The organism is uncultured Oscillibacter sp. (assembly GCF_910579365.1).
In the GTDB taxonomy this organism is placed as follows: Bacteria; Bacillota; Clostridia; order Oscillospirales; family Oscillospiraceae; genus Oscillibacter.
The window spans coordinates 99,694-115,634 of sequence record NZ_CAJTUX010000002.1 but is presented as its reverse complement, the minus strand read 5'-3'; the positions used below and the strand labels follow the sequence as shown (position 1 = coordinate 115,634).

The window sequence follows — 15,941 nt, the reverse complement described above, 5'->3', positions numbered from 1 at the left end:
GTCAGGCTCCTCCCTCAACCGCCTGTCTCTCCTCAGTCCTTCCCAACAGGTAATCGGTGCTCACTTCAAAATAATCCGCCAGGGTACATAATGTCAAGGTGGGGATATTAATTTTCCCCTTTTCTACTCGCTGATAGTGCGTTTGTGTAACTCCGAGCAGTTCTGCTACATCCACTTGACGAAGCCTTCTTTCTTTCCTCAAAGAACAAAGCCTTGCCCCTAAAATTTGCAACGTTTCCATAATTCCCCCTTGACAGACCACATTTGATGTTGTACAATATATAACATAAAATGTTGAGCGAGGTGTAGTCATGAACCCTACCACTCAAAGGCTCTTCGAAACTTATGGCGAATCCTTCCTGGCAGAAACAGGGCACGGATTTGACGAAAAGAATCTGGAAAAATGGCTGAAAAATTTTCCGATTGATGATAAAATCCGCTACCGGATTGTAGACGGCCTTTTTGATTATTACCAACATTGGGCCGCACAGTCTTTTGCCGCCGGCCTTCATCTAGGGCTTACCTTATTCAATAACGATATCCGCCGTTTCTGCCTGGATGAGGGCTAACAGCGCCTGGGGGGCCACCTCCACCTGCGCGCCGATTTTTCCGGCGGAGACATAGACCGTCTCAAAGTCCAAAACTGTCCGGTGGAAAATGGTGGGGTACTGCTTCTTCATTCCCACGGGGCTGCACCCGCCCCGGACGTAGCCCGTCACGGCGGTGATGTCCTTCACCGCCAGCAGCTCCACCGACTTCTCCCCCGCCGCCTTCGCCGCCTTTTTCAGGTCCAGATTCTCCGGCGCGGGAATGTCAAACACGTAATATCCCCCGGAAGCTCCCTTCGCCACCAGGGTCTTGAAGGCCCGCTCCGGGTCCTGCCCCAGGGCCTGGGCCACGTGAACGCCGTAGTCCCGGGTGCCCTCCGGGCCCTCGCGCTCCTCGTAGAAATGGGGGGTGTAGGGGACCTTTTTCTGCTCCAGAATCCGCATGACGTTGGTCTTCTCGTCCTTCTTCTTTGCCATTGCCCTCACCTCAAAATCATCACGCCCGCCAGGACGCCGAAAATGCCCAGGGCCGTCAGGGGGCCCATGGGCTCGCCGAACACCAGGACTCCCGTCAGCGTCGCCGCCACCGGCTCCAGACTGGCCAGGATGGAGGCCCGGCCCGGCTCCGTCCGGGCCAGGCCCCAGGTATACAGGACGTAGGGCGCCGCCGTGGAGAAGATCACCAGCGCCAGGGCCGTCAGCCAGACCCCCGGGTCCGGCCCGAAGGCCGCCGCCAGCTCCGCCGGGCGGAGCAAGACCAGAGACGCCGGACCCGCAAAGAGGAACGTCCAGACCGTCACGGTCAGGGGCGGATAGTGGGCCAGGGCGTACCGGCCGAAGATGCTGTACAGGGCGTAGAAAAACCCGGACCCCAGCCCCAGGAGCATGCCGGGGAGGGTGACGGACAGTCCGCCGCTGAACACGCCGCAGACCAGGGCGCAGCCCGCCAGCGTCAGCGCCAGGGCCAGGAGCTTTTTCCCCGTCACCGGCTCCTTCCAGAGCAGGGCGGAGAGAAGCACCACGAAGGACGGGGCGGTGTACAGCAGGATCGAGGCCACCGCCAACGAGCAGAGCTTCTGGCAGGAGAAGTAGCAGACGGTGAACAGCAGCACGCTGACCACGCCGGTGCCGAAAAAATACTTGAGGTGCCGCCGCTCCACCCGGAAGACGCTCCGGTCCCGGAGGGTGAAGAACAGCGCCAGCAGGGCGCAGCCCCCCAGATTGCGGACCAGGACGACGGAAAGGGGCGAGAGGCCCGCCGCCATCAGCCGCCGGTTCCATAAGCCGATCATGCCCCACAGGGCCGCCGCCGCCAAAATGGCGGCCGCCGCCGGGGCTTTTTTCTGTGTCTCCATGGGAAATGCCTTCCTCCATCCACTTGCGCCGGGGCGGCGTCCTCCCGGGGAGGCGGAGCCCCTCCGCTTATTCTCCCAAAATCTCCCTCTGGACATACTTGGGCAGTTTTTTCAAAATCAGCCCGTGGGACGCGGCGCAGAGCTCCCGGAGAATTTCGTCCGGCAGCTCCCCGTCCAGGAGGCAGGCGATCCAGTGCCGCTTGTCGCAGTAAAACCCCGGCAGAACCTCCGGGTGCGCCGCCCGAAGAATCTCCCCCCGGGCGGGGTCGCATTTCAAATTCACCAGATCGTGCCCGTTGTACGCCTCGTCCTTCATCCCCTTGGGGGAGCAGACGGCGGCGAAGAGCTTGCCTCTTATGCTGTACCGGAACCAGCCCCACTCGGGCTTGAAGTCCTTCTCCGCCCCCGGAAGGGAGAGGAGGTATTCATCCAGCCATTCGTATTTCATGAAAAATCCTTTCTCGCGTCTGCCGCGCAGGGGCAGAGCCCGGCCTTACGCCCCCTCTCCCCGCAGCTCGATAATTCGGTCCCGGAGCACTGCGGCGTATTCGAACTCCAGCATCTTGCTGGCCTCTCTCATTTCCTTCTCCAGCTTCTTGATCTCCGCCTCCCGTTCCTGCTTGTTCAGCTTGCGGTGGCGCCGGGCCCGGGTGGTCTCGTCCTCCGCTGCGGTGGAGATTTCCAGCACCTCCCGGACGCCCTTGATGATGGTCTTGGGCACGATGCCGTGCTCCTGGTTGAAGCGGTCCTGAATGCCCCGGCGGCGCTCCGTCTCGTCCATGGCGGCCCGCATGGAGGGAGTAATGCTGTCGGCGTAGAGAATGACCAGGCCCTCCGCGTTCCGGGCCGCCCGGCCGATGGTCTGAATCAGAGAGGTCTCGGACCGGAGGAAGCCCTCCTTGTCCGCGTCCAGCACCGCCACCAGACTGACCTCCGGAAGGTCCAACCCCTCCCGCAGAAGGTTGATGCCAATCAGCACGTCGAACTTCCCCAGCCGCAGATCCCGGATAATCTCCATCCGCTCGATGGTCTCCACGTCAGAGTGCATATAGCGGACCTTGATGCCCGCGTTCTTGAAGTACTCCGTCAGGTCCTCCGCCATCTTTTTGGTCAGGGTGGTCACCAGCACCCGCTCGTCCTTCGCCGCCCGGGCGCTGATCTCGTCCATCAAATCGTCGATCTGCCCGGTGACGGGCCGGACCTCCACCCGGGGGTCCAGCAGACCCGTGGGCCGGATGACCTGTTCCACCACCTGGTCCGCCTGGTCCCGCTCGTAGGGGCCTGGCGTGGCCGAGACGTAGACGGCCTGTCCCACGCGGCCCTCGAACTCCTCGAACTTCAGCGGCCGGTTGTCGTAGGCGCAGGGGAGGCGGAAGCCGTACTTCACCAGGGAGTCCTTCCGGGCGTGGTCGCCGTTGTACATGGCCCGGACCTGGGGCAGGGTGACGTGGCTCTCGTCCACGAAGAGCACGAAGTCGTCGGGGAAGAAGTCCAGCAGCGTCATGGGGGCGGAGCCCCGGGGCCGCTCGGAGATGATGCGGGAGTAATTCTCAATGCCGGAGCAGTAGCCCAGCTCCGCCATCATCTCCATGTCGTACTCCGTCCGCTGGCGGATGCGCTGGGCCTCCACCAGCTGGTTATTCTCCGTGAAGACCTTGACCTGCTCCTCCATCTCCCTCCGGATTTCCCCAATGGCCCGGTCCATCTTGTCCTTGGTGGTGACATAATGGCTGGCGGGATAGATGGCGATGTGGTTCAGCACCCGGTTCACAGAGCCGGTGACGGGGTTGAACTCGCTGATGCGGTCGATCTCATCCCCGAAGAACTCCACCCGGATGGCCCTGTCCTTGTAATAGGCGGGATACAGCTCCACCGTGTCCCCCCGGACCCGGAACATGTTCCGCTCGAAGGCGATGTCGTTCCGCTCATAGCGGATTTCCACCAGACGGCGTAGCAGCTCGTCCCGGTCCCACTCCGCCCCGGTGCGGAGGGAGACCACCATCTTCGCGAAGTCGTCCGGCTCCCCCAGGCCGTAGATGCACGAGACGGAGGAGACCACGATGACGTCCCGCCGTTCCAGCAGGGCGCAGGTGGCGGAGAGGCGGAGACGGTCGATCTCGTCGTTGGTGGAGGCGTCCTTGGCGATGTAGGTGTCGGTGTGGGGAATGTAGGCCTCGGGCTGGTAGTAGTCATAGTAGCTGACAAAGTACTCCACCGCGTTGTTGGGAAAGAACTCCTTAAACTCCGCGCACAGCTGGGCGGCCAGAGTCTTGTTGTGGGCCAGCACCAGCGTGGGGCGCTGAACGGCCTCGATGACCTTGGCCATGGTGAAGGTCTTTCCCGAGCCGGTGACGCCCAGGAGAATCTGCTCCTTCAGCCCGTTTTCGATGCCCTCCGCCAGGGCGGCGATGGCCTCCGGCTGGTCGCCGGAGGGCTGGTATTCGGATACGACTTGAAATTTTGGCATAGGGACCTCCCACGGACCAAACCGGATCTGCTTCCAGGGCCCATGATACCACAAGGCCGCCGGAATTACAACATATGTTCGATATAATTTTCAAGGACAGAGCGGCCGGACGCCCCCGCCCGCGCCGTCAGACAAAATACCCTGAGTCGAAAAAGGAGACGAAATCCCCGTCCGCCACAATGATGTGGTCCGCCAGCTGCACGCCGATGGCCTCCAGGGCGGCCCGGGCCTGCTGGGTGGCCGTGTGGTCGTCATCCGAGGGCAGGGCCACGCCGCTGGGGTGGTTGTGGGCCAGGATCACGGAGCTGGCGGAGCTCAAAAGCGCGTTTTCCACCAGCTTGCGGATGTCCAGGTTCACCGCCGAAGCGCTGCCCTCTCCCAGGCGCTTGCAGGCCAGCAGCTTTCCCTTCCGGTCCAGACAGAGCTGGTACACCGCCTCGTTCCGCTCCTGGGAAAAGCGCTCCAACAGGTACGCGCCGATACTGTCCACCGTGTTCAGGGCGATCTCCCGCTCCGCCTCCGCCAGGCGGGCCTTCTGGGCCAGCAGCGGCGCCAGCCGCAGCAGCACCGCCGCGCTCTCTCCCACGCCGTCCACCTGCTTCAAAAGCTCCACCGGGGCGGAGAGGACTCCGGACAGCGTGCCAAAGCGGTCCATCAGCTCGTGGGCGATGGGATTGGTGTCCCGCCGGGGGATGGCGTAGTACAGCAGCAGCTCCAGCGCCTCGTGATCGGCGAAGCCGCTGAGGCCGTTTTCCAGGAAGCGCCGGCGCATATGCTCTCTGTGCCCGTCGTGGATGCCCATGGGCCCTCCCCCTTCCGTCCCGCCCTTCCCTCCGCCGCCGGGTGGAAACGGAGGCGGAGGAGCGGTTTTCCCTGTGATTCCGGCCATATGATAGCACATTTTTCAAAGCCCGTCAATCTTCCCCCGGCCCGGCGGGCGGGGCGGCGGCGGCAATTTTCCAAAAGTTTTTGTATACAAACGGGAATTCCTGTGCTATACTATACCGAGTTGACGTTCCGGCGGCCCGGTTCAGGGCACCTGGAGCGGGTTCGCCCGGCGCTTTTTCCGGGCGTTTCATGGTATTTTTCCGGTGCGGGACGCGCTTCTCCGCCGGTCAAATAAATTTAAAAAAGGGGTCTGCCTTCAGCGGCCCCAGCGGTCTTTCGGACGTGACCAAACCTCCGCCGGCGTAACGGGGCCAGGCGGACCACGGGCGTCTTTGTTTTCTTATGCCCCTATGGGCGTCTGCGAAAGCCGCGGTACATCTTTTTGATAAGCAAAGGAGTTCTAGTATCTATGGCAGAAAAACTGAAAATCATTCCTCTGGGCGGTCTCAACGAGATCGGCAAGAATATGACCGCCTACGAGTACGGCGGGGAGATCATCGTCGTGGACTGCGGCATGGCCTTTCCCGGGGACGATATGTACGGCATCGACTGCATCATCCCCGACGTGACCTACCTCATCAAGAACCGCGCCCGCATCCGGGGCCTCTTCATCACCCACGGCCACGAGGACCATGTGGGCGCCATTCCCTATGTCCTTAAACAGGTGAACATGCCCATCTACTGCACCCGCTTCACCGCCGGCCTCATCCAGCTGAAACTGGAGGAGCACGGTCTCGTCAAGAGCACCAAGCTCATCACCGTGGAGGCGGGCCGTTCCGTCCGGGCGGGGAAGTTCACCGTGGAATTCATCCACGTCAACCATTCCATCGCCGACTCCGTGGCCTTCGCCATCCACACCCACATGGGCACTGTGGTCCACACCGGCGACTTCAAGATCGACTCCACTCCCATCGACGGGGAGGTCATCGACCTGGCCCGTCTGGGCGAGCTGGGAAAGGGCGGCGTGCTGGCCCTGTGCGCGGACTCCACCAATGTGGAGCGCCCGGGCTACACCATGAGCGAGCGGGCCGTGGGCCAGACCTTTATGCGTCAGTTCCAGGGCTGCGAGGAGCGGATCATCGTCACCACCTTCGCCTCCAACGTCCACCGCATCCAGCAGGTGCTGGACGCCGCCGCCGCCCACGGGCGGAAGGTGGCCGTCACGGGCCGGTCCATGGAGAACATCATGCGGGTGTCCACGGAGCTGGGCTACATGAAGGTGCCCAAAAACACCCTGGTGGACATCAACAAGATCAAGAGCCTGCCCAAGAACAAGCAGGTCATCGTCACCACCGGCTCCCAGGGCGAGGAGATGAGCGCCCTGTACCGCATGGCCTTCTCCACCCACAAGCAGGTGGAGGTGGGCCCCGGGGACAAGGTCATCATCTCCGCCTCCGCCATCCCCGGCAACGAGGTGACCGTGAGCCGCGTCATCAACGAGCTCTTCCGCAAGGGTGTAAAGGTCATCTATGACCGGGCGGACATGCTTCACGTCTCCGGCCACGCCTGCCAGGAGGAGCTGAAGATCATCCACGCCCTGACCCGCCCCCGGTTCTTCATCCCCCTTCACGGCGAGCAGCGGATGCTTCAGATTCACAGCCAGGTGGCCCAGCAAATGGGCATGGACCGCAATCACATCGCCATCGCCGAAAACGGCACGGTGATCGAGCTGACGGCCAAGACGCTGAAGCTGGGCAGCGCCGTTCCCGCCGGAGAGGTCTTTGTGGACGGCTCCGGCGTGGGCGATGTGGGCGCCGTGGTCATGCGGGACCGCAAGCGCCTGGCGGAGGACGGCATGGTCGTCGTGGTCCTGCCTATCTCCAGCCACGACGGGGGGCTTCTCAGCCCGCCGGAGATTATCACCCGGGGCTTTATCTACGTCAAGGAGTCCGGAGACCTGATGAAGGAGCTCCAGAACATTGCCATGGACGCGGCGGAGTCCGTCACCCGCAAGCGCGGGCGGGACGACGGGGAGCTCCGGGGCACCGTAAAGTCCGCCGTCAGCAGCTACCTCTTCAAAACCACCAAGCGCAGCCCCATGGTCATCCCCGTTGTGACGAGGCTGTGAGTATCCCAAGGCCGCCGGCTATGCCGGCGGCCTTTCGCATGCCGGGGAACGGGGCGGCGAAGGCGGTCCGCTCCCCCGGGGAGGGGGAGGAAGCCTCCCCATGAAAAAACGCGGACAGGAGACCTTCCTGTCCGCGTTTCATCGTTCCTTGCTGAGCCCCAGCAGGTAATCCGTGCTGACGCCGTAATACTTACTCAATGTAATCAGATGGTGGATGGGCAGCTCGTTGGCCCCCCGCTCATAGCGCGCATACATGGTCTGAGACGTACCCAGAACCTCGGCAATCTGCGACTGTGTTTTGTCGGCGTCTTCGCGCAAATCACGAAGAATTCGTACATACTCCATTTCATCCACGTTCGACACCCCCCTATTGACTTTTACCCTGTTCGTTTTCCAGCTTTACTGTAGCATAAAAAACCGGACAAGTTGGGTTCACAATACACAATTTTACTACGATTTCTTCGTGATTCCTTGTATAATTTGTAGGTTTCCTTGGATTTTAATTGGTTAAAGTTTTAAATTCCTCAAAATTTGAAGGCATGTAGAGCCGGACCGCTTTACAAGCGGAGTTTTTCCCTGTATAATGCTTTTGAAATACGATTTTCATTTGACAGCCGGCGCAGTTGAAAGGAATCCATAGGATTCTTTTCAACGAAGCGCCGCCATGCAGCGCCTCGGGCCGCATGGGCGGCCTCCTGCGCCCGGCTTCATTGGAAACGCATGCGCGCCTTGCACGCCGGCGGCCCCCTGGTCCGCCGGTTGAAAAGGTGCTTATGCTCCTTTTCAACTGCGTTGACTATAACATATGTCCCATTACGTGAAAAGAGGAAACGAGACATGGAATTTACCGAAGGCGTCCGGTTTGACAGTCTGGGGCTGTCGCCGGAGATTATGCGGGCCCTTCAGCGGCGGGAGCTGGAGATCACCACCCCCGTCCAGGCCGGCTGTATCCCCCCCATGATGAATTGGCAGGACGTCATTGCCAAGGCCCCCACCGGCACCGGCAAAACCTTTGCATACGGCATCCCCATCATCGAGCACACCGACTCGGAGGACGACGGCGTCCAGGCTGTTATCCTGGCCCCCACCCGGGAACTGGCCATTCAAATCACCGGCGAGCTGCGGGACATCGCCGCCTTCCGCCCCGGCGTCCGCTGCGTCTGCCTCTACGGCGGTCAGCCCATCGGAAAACAGATCGACGCGCTGAAAAAGCGGCCTCAGATCGTGGTGGCCACGCCGGGCCGCCTCAGCGACCACATGAAGCGCCGCACCGTCCGGGTGGACAGCGCCCAAACCGTGGTGCTGGACGAGGCGGACCGCATGCTGGACATGGGCTTCATTCACGACGTCACCCGCCTGCTGGATAAGATGAGCAAGCGGAAGAATCTGGGCCTCTTCTCCGCCACCATCTCCCGGGAGGTGATGGACATCGCCTGGGTCTACCAGCGGGACGCGGCGGAGGTCACCGTCCGGGAGGACGAGCAGAACAAGCCGGACATCAAGCAGTTCCGCATGGACGTCGCCCAGAACGAAAAGGCGGACGTCATCGCCAAAATCCTGGAGGAGACGGGTTTTGACCGCTGCATGGCCTTCTGCAACACCAAGGGCGCCACGGAGCGCATCTGCAAGTTTTTGCAGATGCGGGGCATTGACGCGGAGTGCATCCACGGCGACATTCCCCAGCGGCGGCGGGAGCAGGTGATGAATCTCTTCCGGGAGGGAAAGCTCCGGGTCTTCGTCTCCACCGATGTGGCGGCCCGGGGCATCGACGTGGACGACGTGGACATCGTCTTCAACTGCGACGTGCCCGACGAAAATCAGGATTACGTCCACCGCATTGGCCGCACGGGCCGGGCGAAGCGCCAGGGCGTGGCGGTGAGCCTCATCGCGGACTATCCCTCCAAAATGCGGATGGACGACATCGCCCAAAAGACCCGGAACCAGATCGTCCCCGTGAAGTTTGGGGAGGACGGGAAGCTGGAGGCCGTTGAATCGTGAAAAAGAGCGCCGGGGCTTTTGGCTCCGGCGTTCTCTTTTCCCGCAGGGGTTCAGCTCAGGGCAGCCAGCTCCTCCGCCACCCGGGTCTCGCTTTCCCGCATGGCCTGGATGGTCTTGTCCATCAGGGTCTCCAGCTCCCAGCCCAGGCGCGCCGCGCCGTCCTTGATGACGTCCCGGGAGCAGCCGGCGGCAAACTTCTTGTCCTTGAACTTCTTCTTGAGGGAGGACACCTCCATATCGGCGCAGGACTTGCTGGGCCGCATCCGGGCCGCCGCGCCGATGAGCCCCGTCAGCTCGTCCGCCGCGAAGAGAACCTTCTCCATCTCATGGGTGGGCTCCTCGTCGGAGCAGATGCCGTACCCGTGGCTGCAAACGGCGTGAATCAGCTCCTGGGAACAGCCGATCTCCGCCAGCAGCTCCGGGGCCTTCCGGCAGTGCTCCTCGGGCCACTTCTCAAAGTCCACGTCGTGGAGCAGGCCCACCGCGGACCAGAAGTCCGCCTCCCCGCCATAACCCAGGTCCCGGGCGTACCAGCCCATGACGGCCTCGACGGTCAAGGCGTGCTGAAGATGGAAGGGTTCCGTATTGTACTTGCGCAGCAGCGCCAGGGCCGCCGCTCGATCAGGACAGGCTTTCATGGACATTTCTCCTTTATGTTGATAGATTGCAATGGGGCTTGCGCGGGGACCGGAATCCGGGAGGAATGCGCCCCCCTGATCTTCGCGATTCCACTCTTCCAGTCCGAAAAAGAAGCAACCGCCCCTGCCCCACGGCACGGCGGTCACTATTTCCGCTAACCAGGGCGAACCGTTTGCCGGCGGCGCTTTTTTTCAGGGTACAGTATACCCGCTGGCCCCGGGATTGTCAAGCACTCTTTGCCTCACTGCTCCCGGGGATCGGCGTCCCCGTCCAGCGTCACAAAGTAATCGTAGTACGGCAGCAAAAACGCGTATCCCCGCTTCAGCCGGTCCACAATCGCCCGGGAGAACAGGTCCTCCGTCAGCTTCTCCTCGTGGCAGATGGTAAAGGACTTCGCCTGATACCAGGGCTCCAGCAGCGGCGAGGGAGCGGGGCCCTTGGGGCGCTTGTAGCGCTCCGTCTCCAGCCGGAACTCCTCCTGCCCCTCCAAAGTCCGTGTCAGGGCCTCCATGGGTTTCGGGTCCCGGTCCAGCCGGGCCCGGAGCTTCGCCATGGTCAGGGCCTTGGGGAGATAATACCCCATGCCGTAGCTCCAGCTCTCCGGCATCAGCTCGAACCAGAAGGTGGGCTTGGCCGTCCACTGCTCCGAGGGTTCCTCCACGGAGAACCACAGACTCTCCTTATAGGGTCCCCGGCCATGGAGGCGGCGGGCGTCCCGGTAGATGCGGGTGACCTTGTTGACCAGGTCGTAATCCGGGCGCTCGTCCCGGATAAAGGCGTAAATTTCCGCCCCCAGGGCCTGCATGGGGCGGTAGAAATGGTTCAGATAGACGTCTTTGTGGGCCTCGAACCAAGTCCGCTCATTGTTGAAGCGGATGCCCCACATGAAGTCCACCGTCTCGTCGGTAAAACCGGTAAACATGAACTGCCTCCTTTTTTCTCAATGGAAAGCCGAGGGCAGTATACCACAAAAGCGACCTCCTGGCAAGGGCGGCGCGGGGGGCTTCGGCACACGGGGAACGGAAATCCTGATGCCATACGGCGGCCCTCTCCCAAGGAGAGGACCGCCGCTTTTCCCGCTTATTCCGCCGGCTCCTTTGGCGGATAGGGAATCCGGTAGGGCTCCGTCCCCCGCTCCGCCAGCTTTTGGGAAAGCCAGGCCCGCAGCGCGGCGGTCCCCTCCTCCGTCCAGGGAAAAGTCTCCGTCTCCACATCCTTCGCCAGCTCAAAGCTGACATTCTCATAGACCCAGACCTGAAGGCTGCCGCCGCCCACCCAGCCGGTGCGCTGGAAGCGGTAACGGAAGGTCCCCAGACTGCCGGGGAACACCTCCGCCCGGGTAAAGAAATCCAGAGTCAGAAAATCAAAGGCGTTTTCCATGCGGTCTCCTCCCTTCTCCCGGCCCGGCCGGGAGGCGGTTTTCAATATACTACGAGTCGGGATAAAATGCAAGGCCGGGTTTTTATAGGCGTGTCCCCGTGCGTCAAAACCGGGATGGGCCCCAGGGCCGGAGCGGGGTGTCCGCCCCGGCGCACCCGGCGGTCAGAGCAGTCCCACCGGCCCGCCCCTGCGCAGTCAAATTTCGGACATTACCCGCTTTATGTAAAAGAACCTTGACAAACGAGCGGTTTTGTGATAGCTTATATGTAAAGCAACCTTTACAAGGCAAGGAGCGGCCGCTCTGCTTATAAGGGGATGCTTCTTGGAAAGGAGGAAGCCATGAAAGACCGCGTGGAGGAACTGCGGAAAAGCCGGGGCCTGAAACAGGAGGACTTCGCCAGAGCCATCCGGGTCTCCCGGCAGACGGTGAGCTCCATCGAGACGGGGCGCTACAGCCCGTCGCTGGAGCTGGCCTTTACGATTTCCGACTTTTTCGGACTCCCCATTGAGGAGATTTTTATTCACGAAAGGAGCTATACATTATGAAAAAGAGCCATCTTTGGACCGGCTTGGGTATGACTGCTGCGGGCCTCGCCTGTCTGGCCGCCGCCCTCCTCTGGGACACGCCGCTGGACAGCCTTCTCTGCGGCTTTGCCGGCGCCCTCGCCGGCCCGGGCGCAGTGCAGATTCTCCAATACCTCAAATACACCCGGCCTGGGGCCGCCGCCGCCTATCAGAAAAAGCTGGAGGAGGAGCGGATCAACCTTCGGGATGAGCGGAAGGAGATGCTGCGGAACAAAGCCGGGCGGTATGCCTACCTTCTGGTCATGGTCCTGACGGCGGTCTCCATCCTGACCTTTTCCGTTCTGGGCAAGCTGGGCGCGGTGGAGGATGGAGCGTCCAGGCTGATTACGCTTTTCCTGGCGGCGTTTTTGCTGGCGCAGTACTTCGCCGGCGTATTTTTCTACCAGATTCTGGAGAATCGGTATTAGACCTCCGGAACCGATGGCGGCATTCCCCTGGCAGGCGGAGGGCCCCGCCGTGATGCTTCACGGCGGGGCCTCTTGCGTTCAGGGCGCATCCGGAACCGGGTTCAGGCGTTCTTCCGGAGGGTCTCCAGGTCTCCGTCCTGAATGGCCCGGAGATGGTTCGCCAGCTTCTCCGGCGGCCAGTCCCACCACCGCAATTCCAAAAGCGCGTCGATGGTCTCCGGCTCAAACCGCCGCCGGATGAGCCGGGCCGGGACGCCTCCCACGATGGCGTAGGGCGGCACGTCCCGCGTCACGACGGACCGGGCGGCAATGACCGCCCCGTGACCAATGGTGACGCCGGAGAGGATCACCGCCTCGTAGCCAATCCAGACATCGTTTCCAATCACGATGTCCCCCCGGCGGTCCCAAGCCTCGGTGACGGGCATGCCGTGTCCCCACTCCTCGTAAAAGATGGGGAAAACGTAGGTGGAGAGGGACTTCATGGCATGGTTGGCGCTGGTCATCAGGAATTTCGCGCCGCAGGCGATGGAGCAGAAGCGGCCGATGGTCAGGCGGTCGCCATTGACAGGGTAGTGATAGAGCACATTGTTCTTCTGAAAATCCCTGGGGTCGCGGACAAAGTCGTTGTAAATGGTAAACGCACCCACCGTGATGTTGGGATTGTCCACCGCGTTTTTCAGGTAGATGGTCCGGCGGTCGCCGGTTCGGGGGTACAGCTTGGTGGAATCCGGAATCGTCATAGGGTCTTCTCCTTTTTTATTTGGCGTTATTTTGGACGATTCCGGTCCCGGCAATGCAGCGCTTCACCTGCCTACCACCTCTTTTTCCTCGTTTTGTTCCGCAAAGGCTCTGCCCTTTACTCCCGAAGCAGCGCCGTCCGCGCGTCCAGTCTTCCGTTCTCCAGCGTCACGACGCCGTAGGTGGGCCGGGAATAATCCCCGATGCTGCCGGGGTTCAAAAACAGCGTCTTTCCCCGCCTGTCCACCAGGGGCTTGTGGGTGTGGCCGAAGAGGAACAGGTCCAGGTTTTTCTCCTCCGCCGCCAGCCCCGCCCGCATCAGGGACTGTTTGACGCCGTAGGTGTGCCCGTGGCACATCAGAATCCGCATGTCCCCCAGGAACAAAAGCCTCTCCGTGGGCTGGGAGCCGCGGAAATCACAGTTGCCGGGGACCTGCTCCAAGGACAGCTCCGGCAGACGGTCATGGAGACGCTCACCGTCCCGCCAGCAGTCCCCCAGGTGCAGAATCAGCCGGGGCGACTCCCGCTCCGCCGCCTGGAGCATATTGGAGATGTTTCCATGGGAATCGGACAGGACCAAAATCTTCATTAAAGCACGCTCCCTCCCCCTCCCGCAGCGCCGGAGGAAAAATATTTGTCTCGCCATCGCCGCATGGCAGCCTGCGGACTTTTCCGTCTGTTTTACGAAAATCAGTATAGGCCAACTCGCCCCGCTTTTCAATGGCGAAGCGGCCAAATTTATACTTTTTTCAAAATGCGCCAAACTTGCTCTCAAAGGATTTTTCCTCCCCCCCGCGCACTCCAGGTCTCTCCTCCAGGAGGCGCTGCCGGCGTCTCCGCCGGAGCCTCCGCATCGCGCTCCCAGAAAATTTTTGAAAAAAGAAACATTTCCTCTTGACAGCCAGGGTTAGTCATGTTAAACTGCAAACTGTAAGGAGGTTAGTTATTTCTAACTACCTGACCTGTACGGCGGCAGCTCCGCCAGGAGAACGCTCTCCAAAGACACCTCTTTAGAATAGAACCCGCCCCGGAGTCAGGCAGCTCCGGGGCGGGTTCGTCTGTCCCAGGGCCTGTTCACATAAGACAGGCCCTAGACCGCTCCGGCTCCCCCGGCAGTCTGTCCATCTTGAAAGTCAGCCGCCTTCTCCGCAATCAGGGCCAGCTTTTTTCCGCGGTCCAGACGCTTGACCGCAGCCTCCCTCCGGAGGGCCGCAGAGCGGTCCGCAGCCTCCTCCCGATAGGCCAGCGCCACCGGCAGTCGGCTTCGGGTATACTTGGCCCCTTTGCCGCTTTGGTGCGCCTCCAGCCGGCGGGGCAGGTTGTTCGTGCAGCCTGTATACAGACTGCCGTCTCCGCAGCGGAGAATATAAACTGTCCAGGCCATGGCCCGCCCCCTCTCGTATTTGAAATGTAAGTATAGCACGGTCTTCCGGTGAAGTCAAAATCCGCATAGGGACTTCCCCGCCCTTCATAGAGATGAGGCAGAGGCAGGGCCTTTCCGCCGCCTCAAAAAATTCGGTCCGCCGCTGGCCGCAAAAGCGGCGGCCGGGGCGCTGAATCCAGTTCAAGGCCCCGGCGTGGAGGGTCTTATGCTGTCTGCCGCCCTGCTGCTGTTCGCCAACACGCTGCTGTTTTCCCTGCGCCTCTCCGGAGGCGGCTCGTTTCCCAAACCCCTCTCCGCCGCCGAGGAGCGGGAGTGGCTGGAAAAATACGCCAACGGCGACCCGGAAGCCCGGCAGGTCCTGATTGAACGGAACCTCCGGCTGGTGGCGCATATTATTAACAACGGATGAAGCAAAGGGAAAGATTTTGTGCGGCGGTGGACAGGCCGTGTTCCGGCGGCAAGGGAAAACAATTAATATCTATTGGAACATAATTGTATAAATCTGTTGTATCAACAATCAAAGTGTAGTATAATGCAGAATATAATTACAAATAAACAACTTTGGTACTCCTATGTCGAATTAAGTGGGGGAGGGCATTTATGCCGCAATTAGAGTTTGACGCTACCAGCCAATCCAAGCGGGAGTTTATTGAGTCTGTCATTGAGTTTTGTAAGCCGTTTTTTGATGAGGCGCTTGGTTTCGATTTCTCCAAAAATGACTGTCTCAAAATTGCTTATTGCAATTTTGAAAACCGCGCCGAAGTTTATGAAGACTTTTGCAAACGGTTTTTCCCTCTTTATTTGTCAGAAAATTATGACAGAAACTCGATTTTTGTAGCTCAATCTTTTACCAATGCGGATGATGAAATCTATGGCATATTGATTTGTTTAGATATGGAACCAGAAGATGCTGACTGGTATCAAATTATTTTTCATGAAATGAGCCACATCTTTTGTATTAGCCGTGAGCTTGGCAGAGATAATTTTACTGCCAAATACTTAAGCAGTGCAATTACAAAAAGTCCGAAAGAACAGTGTATGGATTTCGGATATGCGATATGGCGCGAATTTATCGCAGATTATATTTCGTACAAAGTAAGACCCATTACGCGTCCGTTGTCATTTGCTCAAATGCGTAAAGTGGTTCGTGAATTGGACCCAGGAGTTTGTGTTAGCAATCCTGAACAGACGGTAAACACATCCATCATACTTGCACATATTTTCGTACACCCCAAAATCCAAGAGGCGAGAGATATAGAGACTGTCCTCCAAGCACTAAAAAGGAATCGAATTTTTTCGTCAAAAGAGAGGTGTGAAGATTATCGTGAACTCATAAAACTCATTTTCCACCAGCTTGAGGATGACTATTGTTGGGAAATTACCCCTCAGTTTATCGTGAAGATAGGATGGGCGTATTTATTAATGCGTTTAAATTGAATCTCTCCACTCTGCTCACTAGAACCAACGAATTACGTAGAAATCTA

20 protein-coding genes are annotated in these 15,941 nt (G+C 60.0%); 7 read left to right on the top strand and 13 right to left on the bottom strand.

Translation table 11 applies throughout. The features are described 5' to 3' along the window. Position 1 precedes the first annotated feature (1 nt). Positions 2-241 (bottom strand): helix-turn-helix transcriptional regulator, encoded by a 240-nt coding sequence (locus tag QZ329_RS01470; protein ID WP_295747552.1) that lies wholly within the window; start codon positions 239-241, stop codon positions 2-4. A gap of 70 nt (positions 242-311) precedes the next feature. On the opposite strand from QZ329_RS01470, the gene QZ329_RS01465 reads away from it, so the two are divergent. Then, on the top strand, positions 312-569 hold the full coding sequence (locus QZ329_RS01465; RefSeq protein WP_295747550.1) for a hypothetical protein: 258 nt from the start codon (positions 312-314) through the stop codon (positions 567-569). Here the strand turns inward: QZ329_RS01465 and ybaK are convergent. From ybaK to radC, 5 genes are all read right to left on the bottom strand, one after another. After that, positions 525-1,025 carry a Cys-tRNA(Pro) deacylase gene (gene ybaK / locus QZ329_RS01460; protein ID WP_295747548.1) on the bottom strand — a complete coding sequence of 167 codons (501 nt, stop codon included), beginning with the start codon at positions 1,023-1,025 and terminating at the stop codon, positions 525-527. The genes QZ329_RS01465 and ybaK overlap by 45 nt on opposite strands. Before the next feature lie 5 nt (positions 1,026-1,030). Then, positions 1,031-1,903, bottom strand: coding sequence for an EamA family transporter (locus QZ329_RS01455; protein WP_295747546.1), 873 nt, complete (start codon positions 1,901-1,903; stop codon positions 1,031-1,033). A gap of 67 nt (positions 1,904-1,970) precedes the next feature. Beyond that, on the bottom strand, positions 1,971-2,351 hold the full coding sequence (locus tag QZ329_RS01450) for an MmcQ/YjbR family DNA-binding protein (protein ID WP_295747544.1): 381 nt from the start codon (positions 2,349-2,351) through the stop codon (positions 1,971-1,973). A gap of 45 nt (positions 2,352-2,396) precedes the next feature. Next, the gene (gene uvrB / locus QZ329_RS01445; protein ID WP_295747542.1) at positions 2,397-4,370 is read right to left on the bottom strand and encodes an excinuclease ABC subunit UvrB; all 1,974 of its coding nucleotides are present in this window, start codon (positions 4,368-4,370) and stop codon (positions 2,397-2,399) included. Positions 4,371-4,497: 127 nt separating this feature from the next. Further along, entirely contained in the window at positions 4,498-5,172 is a 675-nt protein-coding gene (radC, locus tag QZ329_RS01440) for a DNA repair protein RadC (RefSeq protein WP_295747541.1), read from the bottom strand. 495 nt (positions 5,173-5,667) lie between these two features. On the opposite strand from radC, the gene QZ329_RS01435 reads away from it, so the two are divergent. After that, positions 5,668-7,326: a ribonuclease J gene (locus QZ329_RS01435; protein WP_295747539.1), complete on the top strand. Its 1,659-nt coding sequence runs from the start codon at positions 5,668-5,670 to the stop codon at positions 7,324-7,326. Positions 7,327-7,464: 138 nt separating this feature from the next. Here the strand turns inward: QZ329_RS01435 and QZ329_RS01430 are convergent, their stop codons facing one another. Further along, a complete protein-coding gene (locus QZ329_RS01430; RefSeq protein ID WP_204791453.1) occupies positions 7,465-7,671 on the bottom strand; it encodes a helix-turn-helix transcriptional regulator in 207 nt (68 codons plus the stop codon). A gap of 492 nt (positions 7,672-8,163) precedes the next feature. On the opposite strand from QZ329_RS01430, the gene QZ329_RS01425 reads away from it, so the two are divergent. Next, complete coding sequence (locus tag QZ329_RS01425) at positions 8,164-9,324, top strand: DEAD/DEAH box helicase (RefSeq protein WP_295747537.1); 1,161 nt, start codon at positions 8,164-8,166, stop codon at positions 9,322-9,324. Positions 9,325-9,374: 50 nt separating this feature from the next. Here the strand turns inward: QZ329_RS01425 and QZ329_RS01420 are convergent, their stop codons facing one another. From QZ329_RS01420 to QZ329_RS01410, 3 genes are all read right to left on the bottom strand, one after another. Continuing rightward, positions 9,375-9,962, bottom strand: a complete 588-nt coding sequence (locus tag QZ329_RS01420) for a hydrolase (protein WP_295747535.1) — start codon at positions 9,960-9,962, stop codon at positions 9,375-9,377. Positions 9,963-10,204: 242 nt separating this feature from the next. Continuing rightward, entirely contained in the window at positions 10,205-10,885 is a 681-nt protein-coding gene (locus QZ329_RS01415; protein WP_295747533.1) for a DUF2461 domain-containing protein, read from the bottom strand. A gap of 158 nt (positions 10,886-11,043) precedes the next feature. Next, on the bottom strand, positions 11,044-11,343 hold the full coding sequence (locus tag QZ329_RS01410; protein WP_295747531.1) for a hypothetical protein: 300 nt from the start codon (positions 11,341-11,343) through the stop codon (positions 11,044-11,046). A 339-nt stretch (positions 11,344-11,682) separates the two neighbouring features. Here QZ329_RS01410 and QZ329_RS01405 point away from each other — a divergent pair, with 339 nt between their 5' ends. After that, a complete protein-coding gene (locus QZ329_RS01405) occupies positions 11,683-11,889 on the top strand; it encodes a helix-turn-helix transcriptional regulator (protein WP_295747529.1) in 207 nt (68 codons plus the stop codon). Next, positions 11,886-12,335 (top strand): hypothetical protein, encoded by a 450-nt coding sequence (locus QZ329_RS01400; protein ID WP_295747527.1) that lies wholly within the window; start codon positions 11,886-11,888, stop codon positions 12,333-12,335. Before QZ329_RS01405 ends, QZ329_RS01400 begins: the two co-directional genes overlap by 4 nt. Positions 12,336-12,436: 101 nt before the next feature. Here the strand turns inward: QZ329_RS01400 and QZ329_RS01395 are convergent, their stop codons facing one another. From QZ329_RS01395 to QZ329_RS01385, 3 genes are all read right to left on the bottom strand, one after another. Beyond that, the gene (locus tag QZ329_RS01395; RefSeq protein ID WP_295747525.1) at positions 12,437-13,075 is read right to left on the bottom strand and encodes a CatB-related O-acetyltransferase; all 639 of its coding nucleotides are present in this window, start codon (positions 13,073-13,075) and stop codon (positions 12,437-12,439) included. A 116-nt stretch (positions 13,076-13,191) separates the two neighbouring features. Then, complete coding sequence (locus tag QZ329_RS01390; RefSeq protein ID WP_295747523.1) at positions 13,192-13,662, bottom strand: metallophosphoesterase; 471 nt, start codon at positions 13,660-13,662, stop codon at positions 13,192-13,194. A gap of 501 nt (positions 13,663-14,163) precedes the next feature. Next, on the bottom strand, positions 14,164-14,457 hold the full coding sequence (locus QZ329_RS01385) for a GIY-YIG nuclease family protein (protein WP_295747521.1): 294 nt from the start codon (positions 14,455-14,457) through the stop codon (positions 14,164-14,166). A 205-nt stretch (positions 14,458-14,662) separates the two neighbouring features. Here QZ329_RS01385 and QZ329_RS01380 point away from each other — a divergent pair, with 205 nt between their 5' ends. Beyond that, entirely contained in the window at positions 14,663-14,866 is a 204-nt protein-coding gene (locus QZ329_RS01380) for a sporulation sigma factor SigK (protein ID WP_365351203.1), read from the top strand. Positions 14,867-15,057: 191 nt separating this feature from the next. Further along, the gene (locus QZ329_RS01375) at positions 15,058-15,894 is read left to right on the top strand and encodes a hypothetical protein (protein ID WP_290209733.1); all 837 of its coding nucleotides are present in this window, start codon (positions 15,058-15,060) and stop codon (positions 15,892-15,894) included. The last annotated feature ends 47 nt before the right edge of the window (positions 15,895-15,941 follow it).

Bases quoted from the DNA above. Each gene is read 5' to 3' on its own strand.
- radC (WP_295747541.1), bottom strand. From the start codon at position 5,172: ATGGGCATCCACGACGGGCACAGAGAGCATATGCGCCGGCGCTTCCTG.
- QZ329_RS01395 (WP_295747525.1), bottom strand. From the start codon at position 13,075: ATGACGATTCCGGATTCCACCAAGCTGTACCCCCGAACCGGCGACCGC.
- QZ329_RS01405 (WP_295747529.1), top strand. From the start codon at position 11,683: ATGAAAGACCGCGTGGAGGAACTGCGGAAAAGCCGGGGCCTGAAACAG.
- uvrB (WP_295747542.1), bottom strand. From the start codon at position 4,370: ATGCCAAAATTTCAAGTCGTATCCGAATACCAGCCCTCCGGCGACCAG.
- QZ329_RS01410 (WP_295747531.1), bottom strand. From the start codon at position 11,343: ATGGAAAACGCCTTTGATTTTCTGACTCTGGATTTCTTTACCCGGGCG.
- QZ329_RS01420 (WP_295747535.1), bottom strand. From the start codon at position 9,962: ATGAAAGCCTGTCCTGATCGAGCGGCGGCCCTGGCGCTGCTGCGCAAG.
- QZ329_RS01465 (WP_295747550.1), top strand. From the start codon at position 312: ATGAACCCTACCACTCAAAGGCTCTTCGAAACTTATGGCGAATCCTTC.
- QZ329_RS01400 (WP_295747527.1), top strand. From the start codon at position 11,886: ATGAAAAAGAGCCATCTTTGGACCGGCTTGGGTATGACTGCTGCGGGC.
- QZ329_RS01415 (WP_295747533.1), bottom strand. From the start codon at position 10,885: ATGTTTACCGGTTTTACCGACGAGACGGTGGACTTCATGTGGGGCATC.
- QZ329_RS01450 (WP_295747544.1), bottom strand. From the start codon at position 2,351: ATGAAATACGAATGGCTGGATGAATACCTCCTCTCCCTTCCGGGGGCG.
- ybaK (WP_295747548.1), bottom strand. From the start codon at position 1,025: ATGGCAAAGAAGAAGGACGAGAAGACCAACGTCATGCGGATTCTGGAG.
- QZ329_RS01380 (WP_365351203.1), top strand. From the start codon at position 14,663: ATGCTGTCTGCCGCCCTGCTGCTGTTCGCCAACACGCTGCTGTTTTCC.
- QZ329_RS01430 (WP_204791453.1), bottom strand. From the start codon at position 7,671: ATGGAGTATGTACGAATTCTTCGTGATTTGCGCGAAGACGCCGACAAA.
- QZ329_RS01435 (WP_295747539.1), top strand. From the start codon at position 5,668: ATGGCAGAAAAACTGAAAATCATTCCTCTGGGCGGTCTCAACGAGATC.
- QZ329_RS01385 (WP_295747521.1), bottom strand. From the start codon at position 14,457: ATGGCCTGGACAGTTTATATTCTCCGCTGCGGAGACGGCAGTCTGTAT.
- QZ329_RS01425 (WP_295747537.1), top strand. From the start codon at position 8,164: ATGGAATTTACCGAAGGCGTCCGGTTTGACAGTCTGGGGCTGTCGCCG.
- QZ329_RS01375 (WP_290209733.1), top strand. From the start codon at position 15,058: ATGCCGCAATTAGAGTTTGACGCTACCAGCCAATCCAAGCGGGAGTTT.
- QZ329_RS01390 (WP_295747523.1), bottom strand. From the start codon at position 13,662: ATGAAGATTTTGGTCCTGTCCGATTCCCATGGAAACATCTCCAATATG.
- QZ329_RS01455 (WP_295747546.1), bottom strand. From the start codon at position 1,903: ATGGAGACACAGAAAAAAGCCCCGGCGGCGGCCGCCATTTTGGCGGCG.
- QZ329_RS01470 (WP_295747552.1), bottom strand. From the start codon at position 241: ATGGAAACGTTGCAAATTTTAGGGGCAAGGCTTTGTTCTTTGAGGAAA.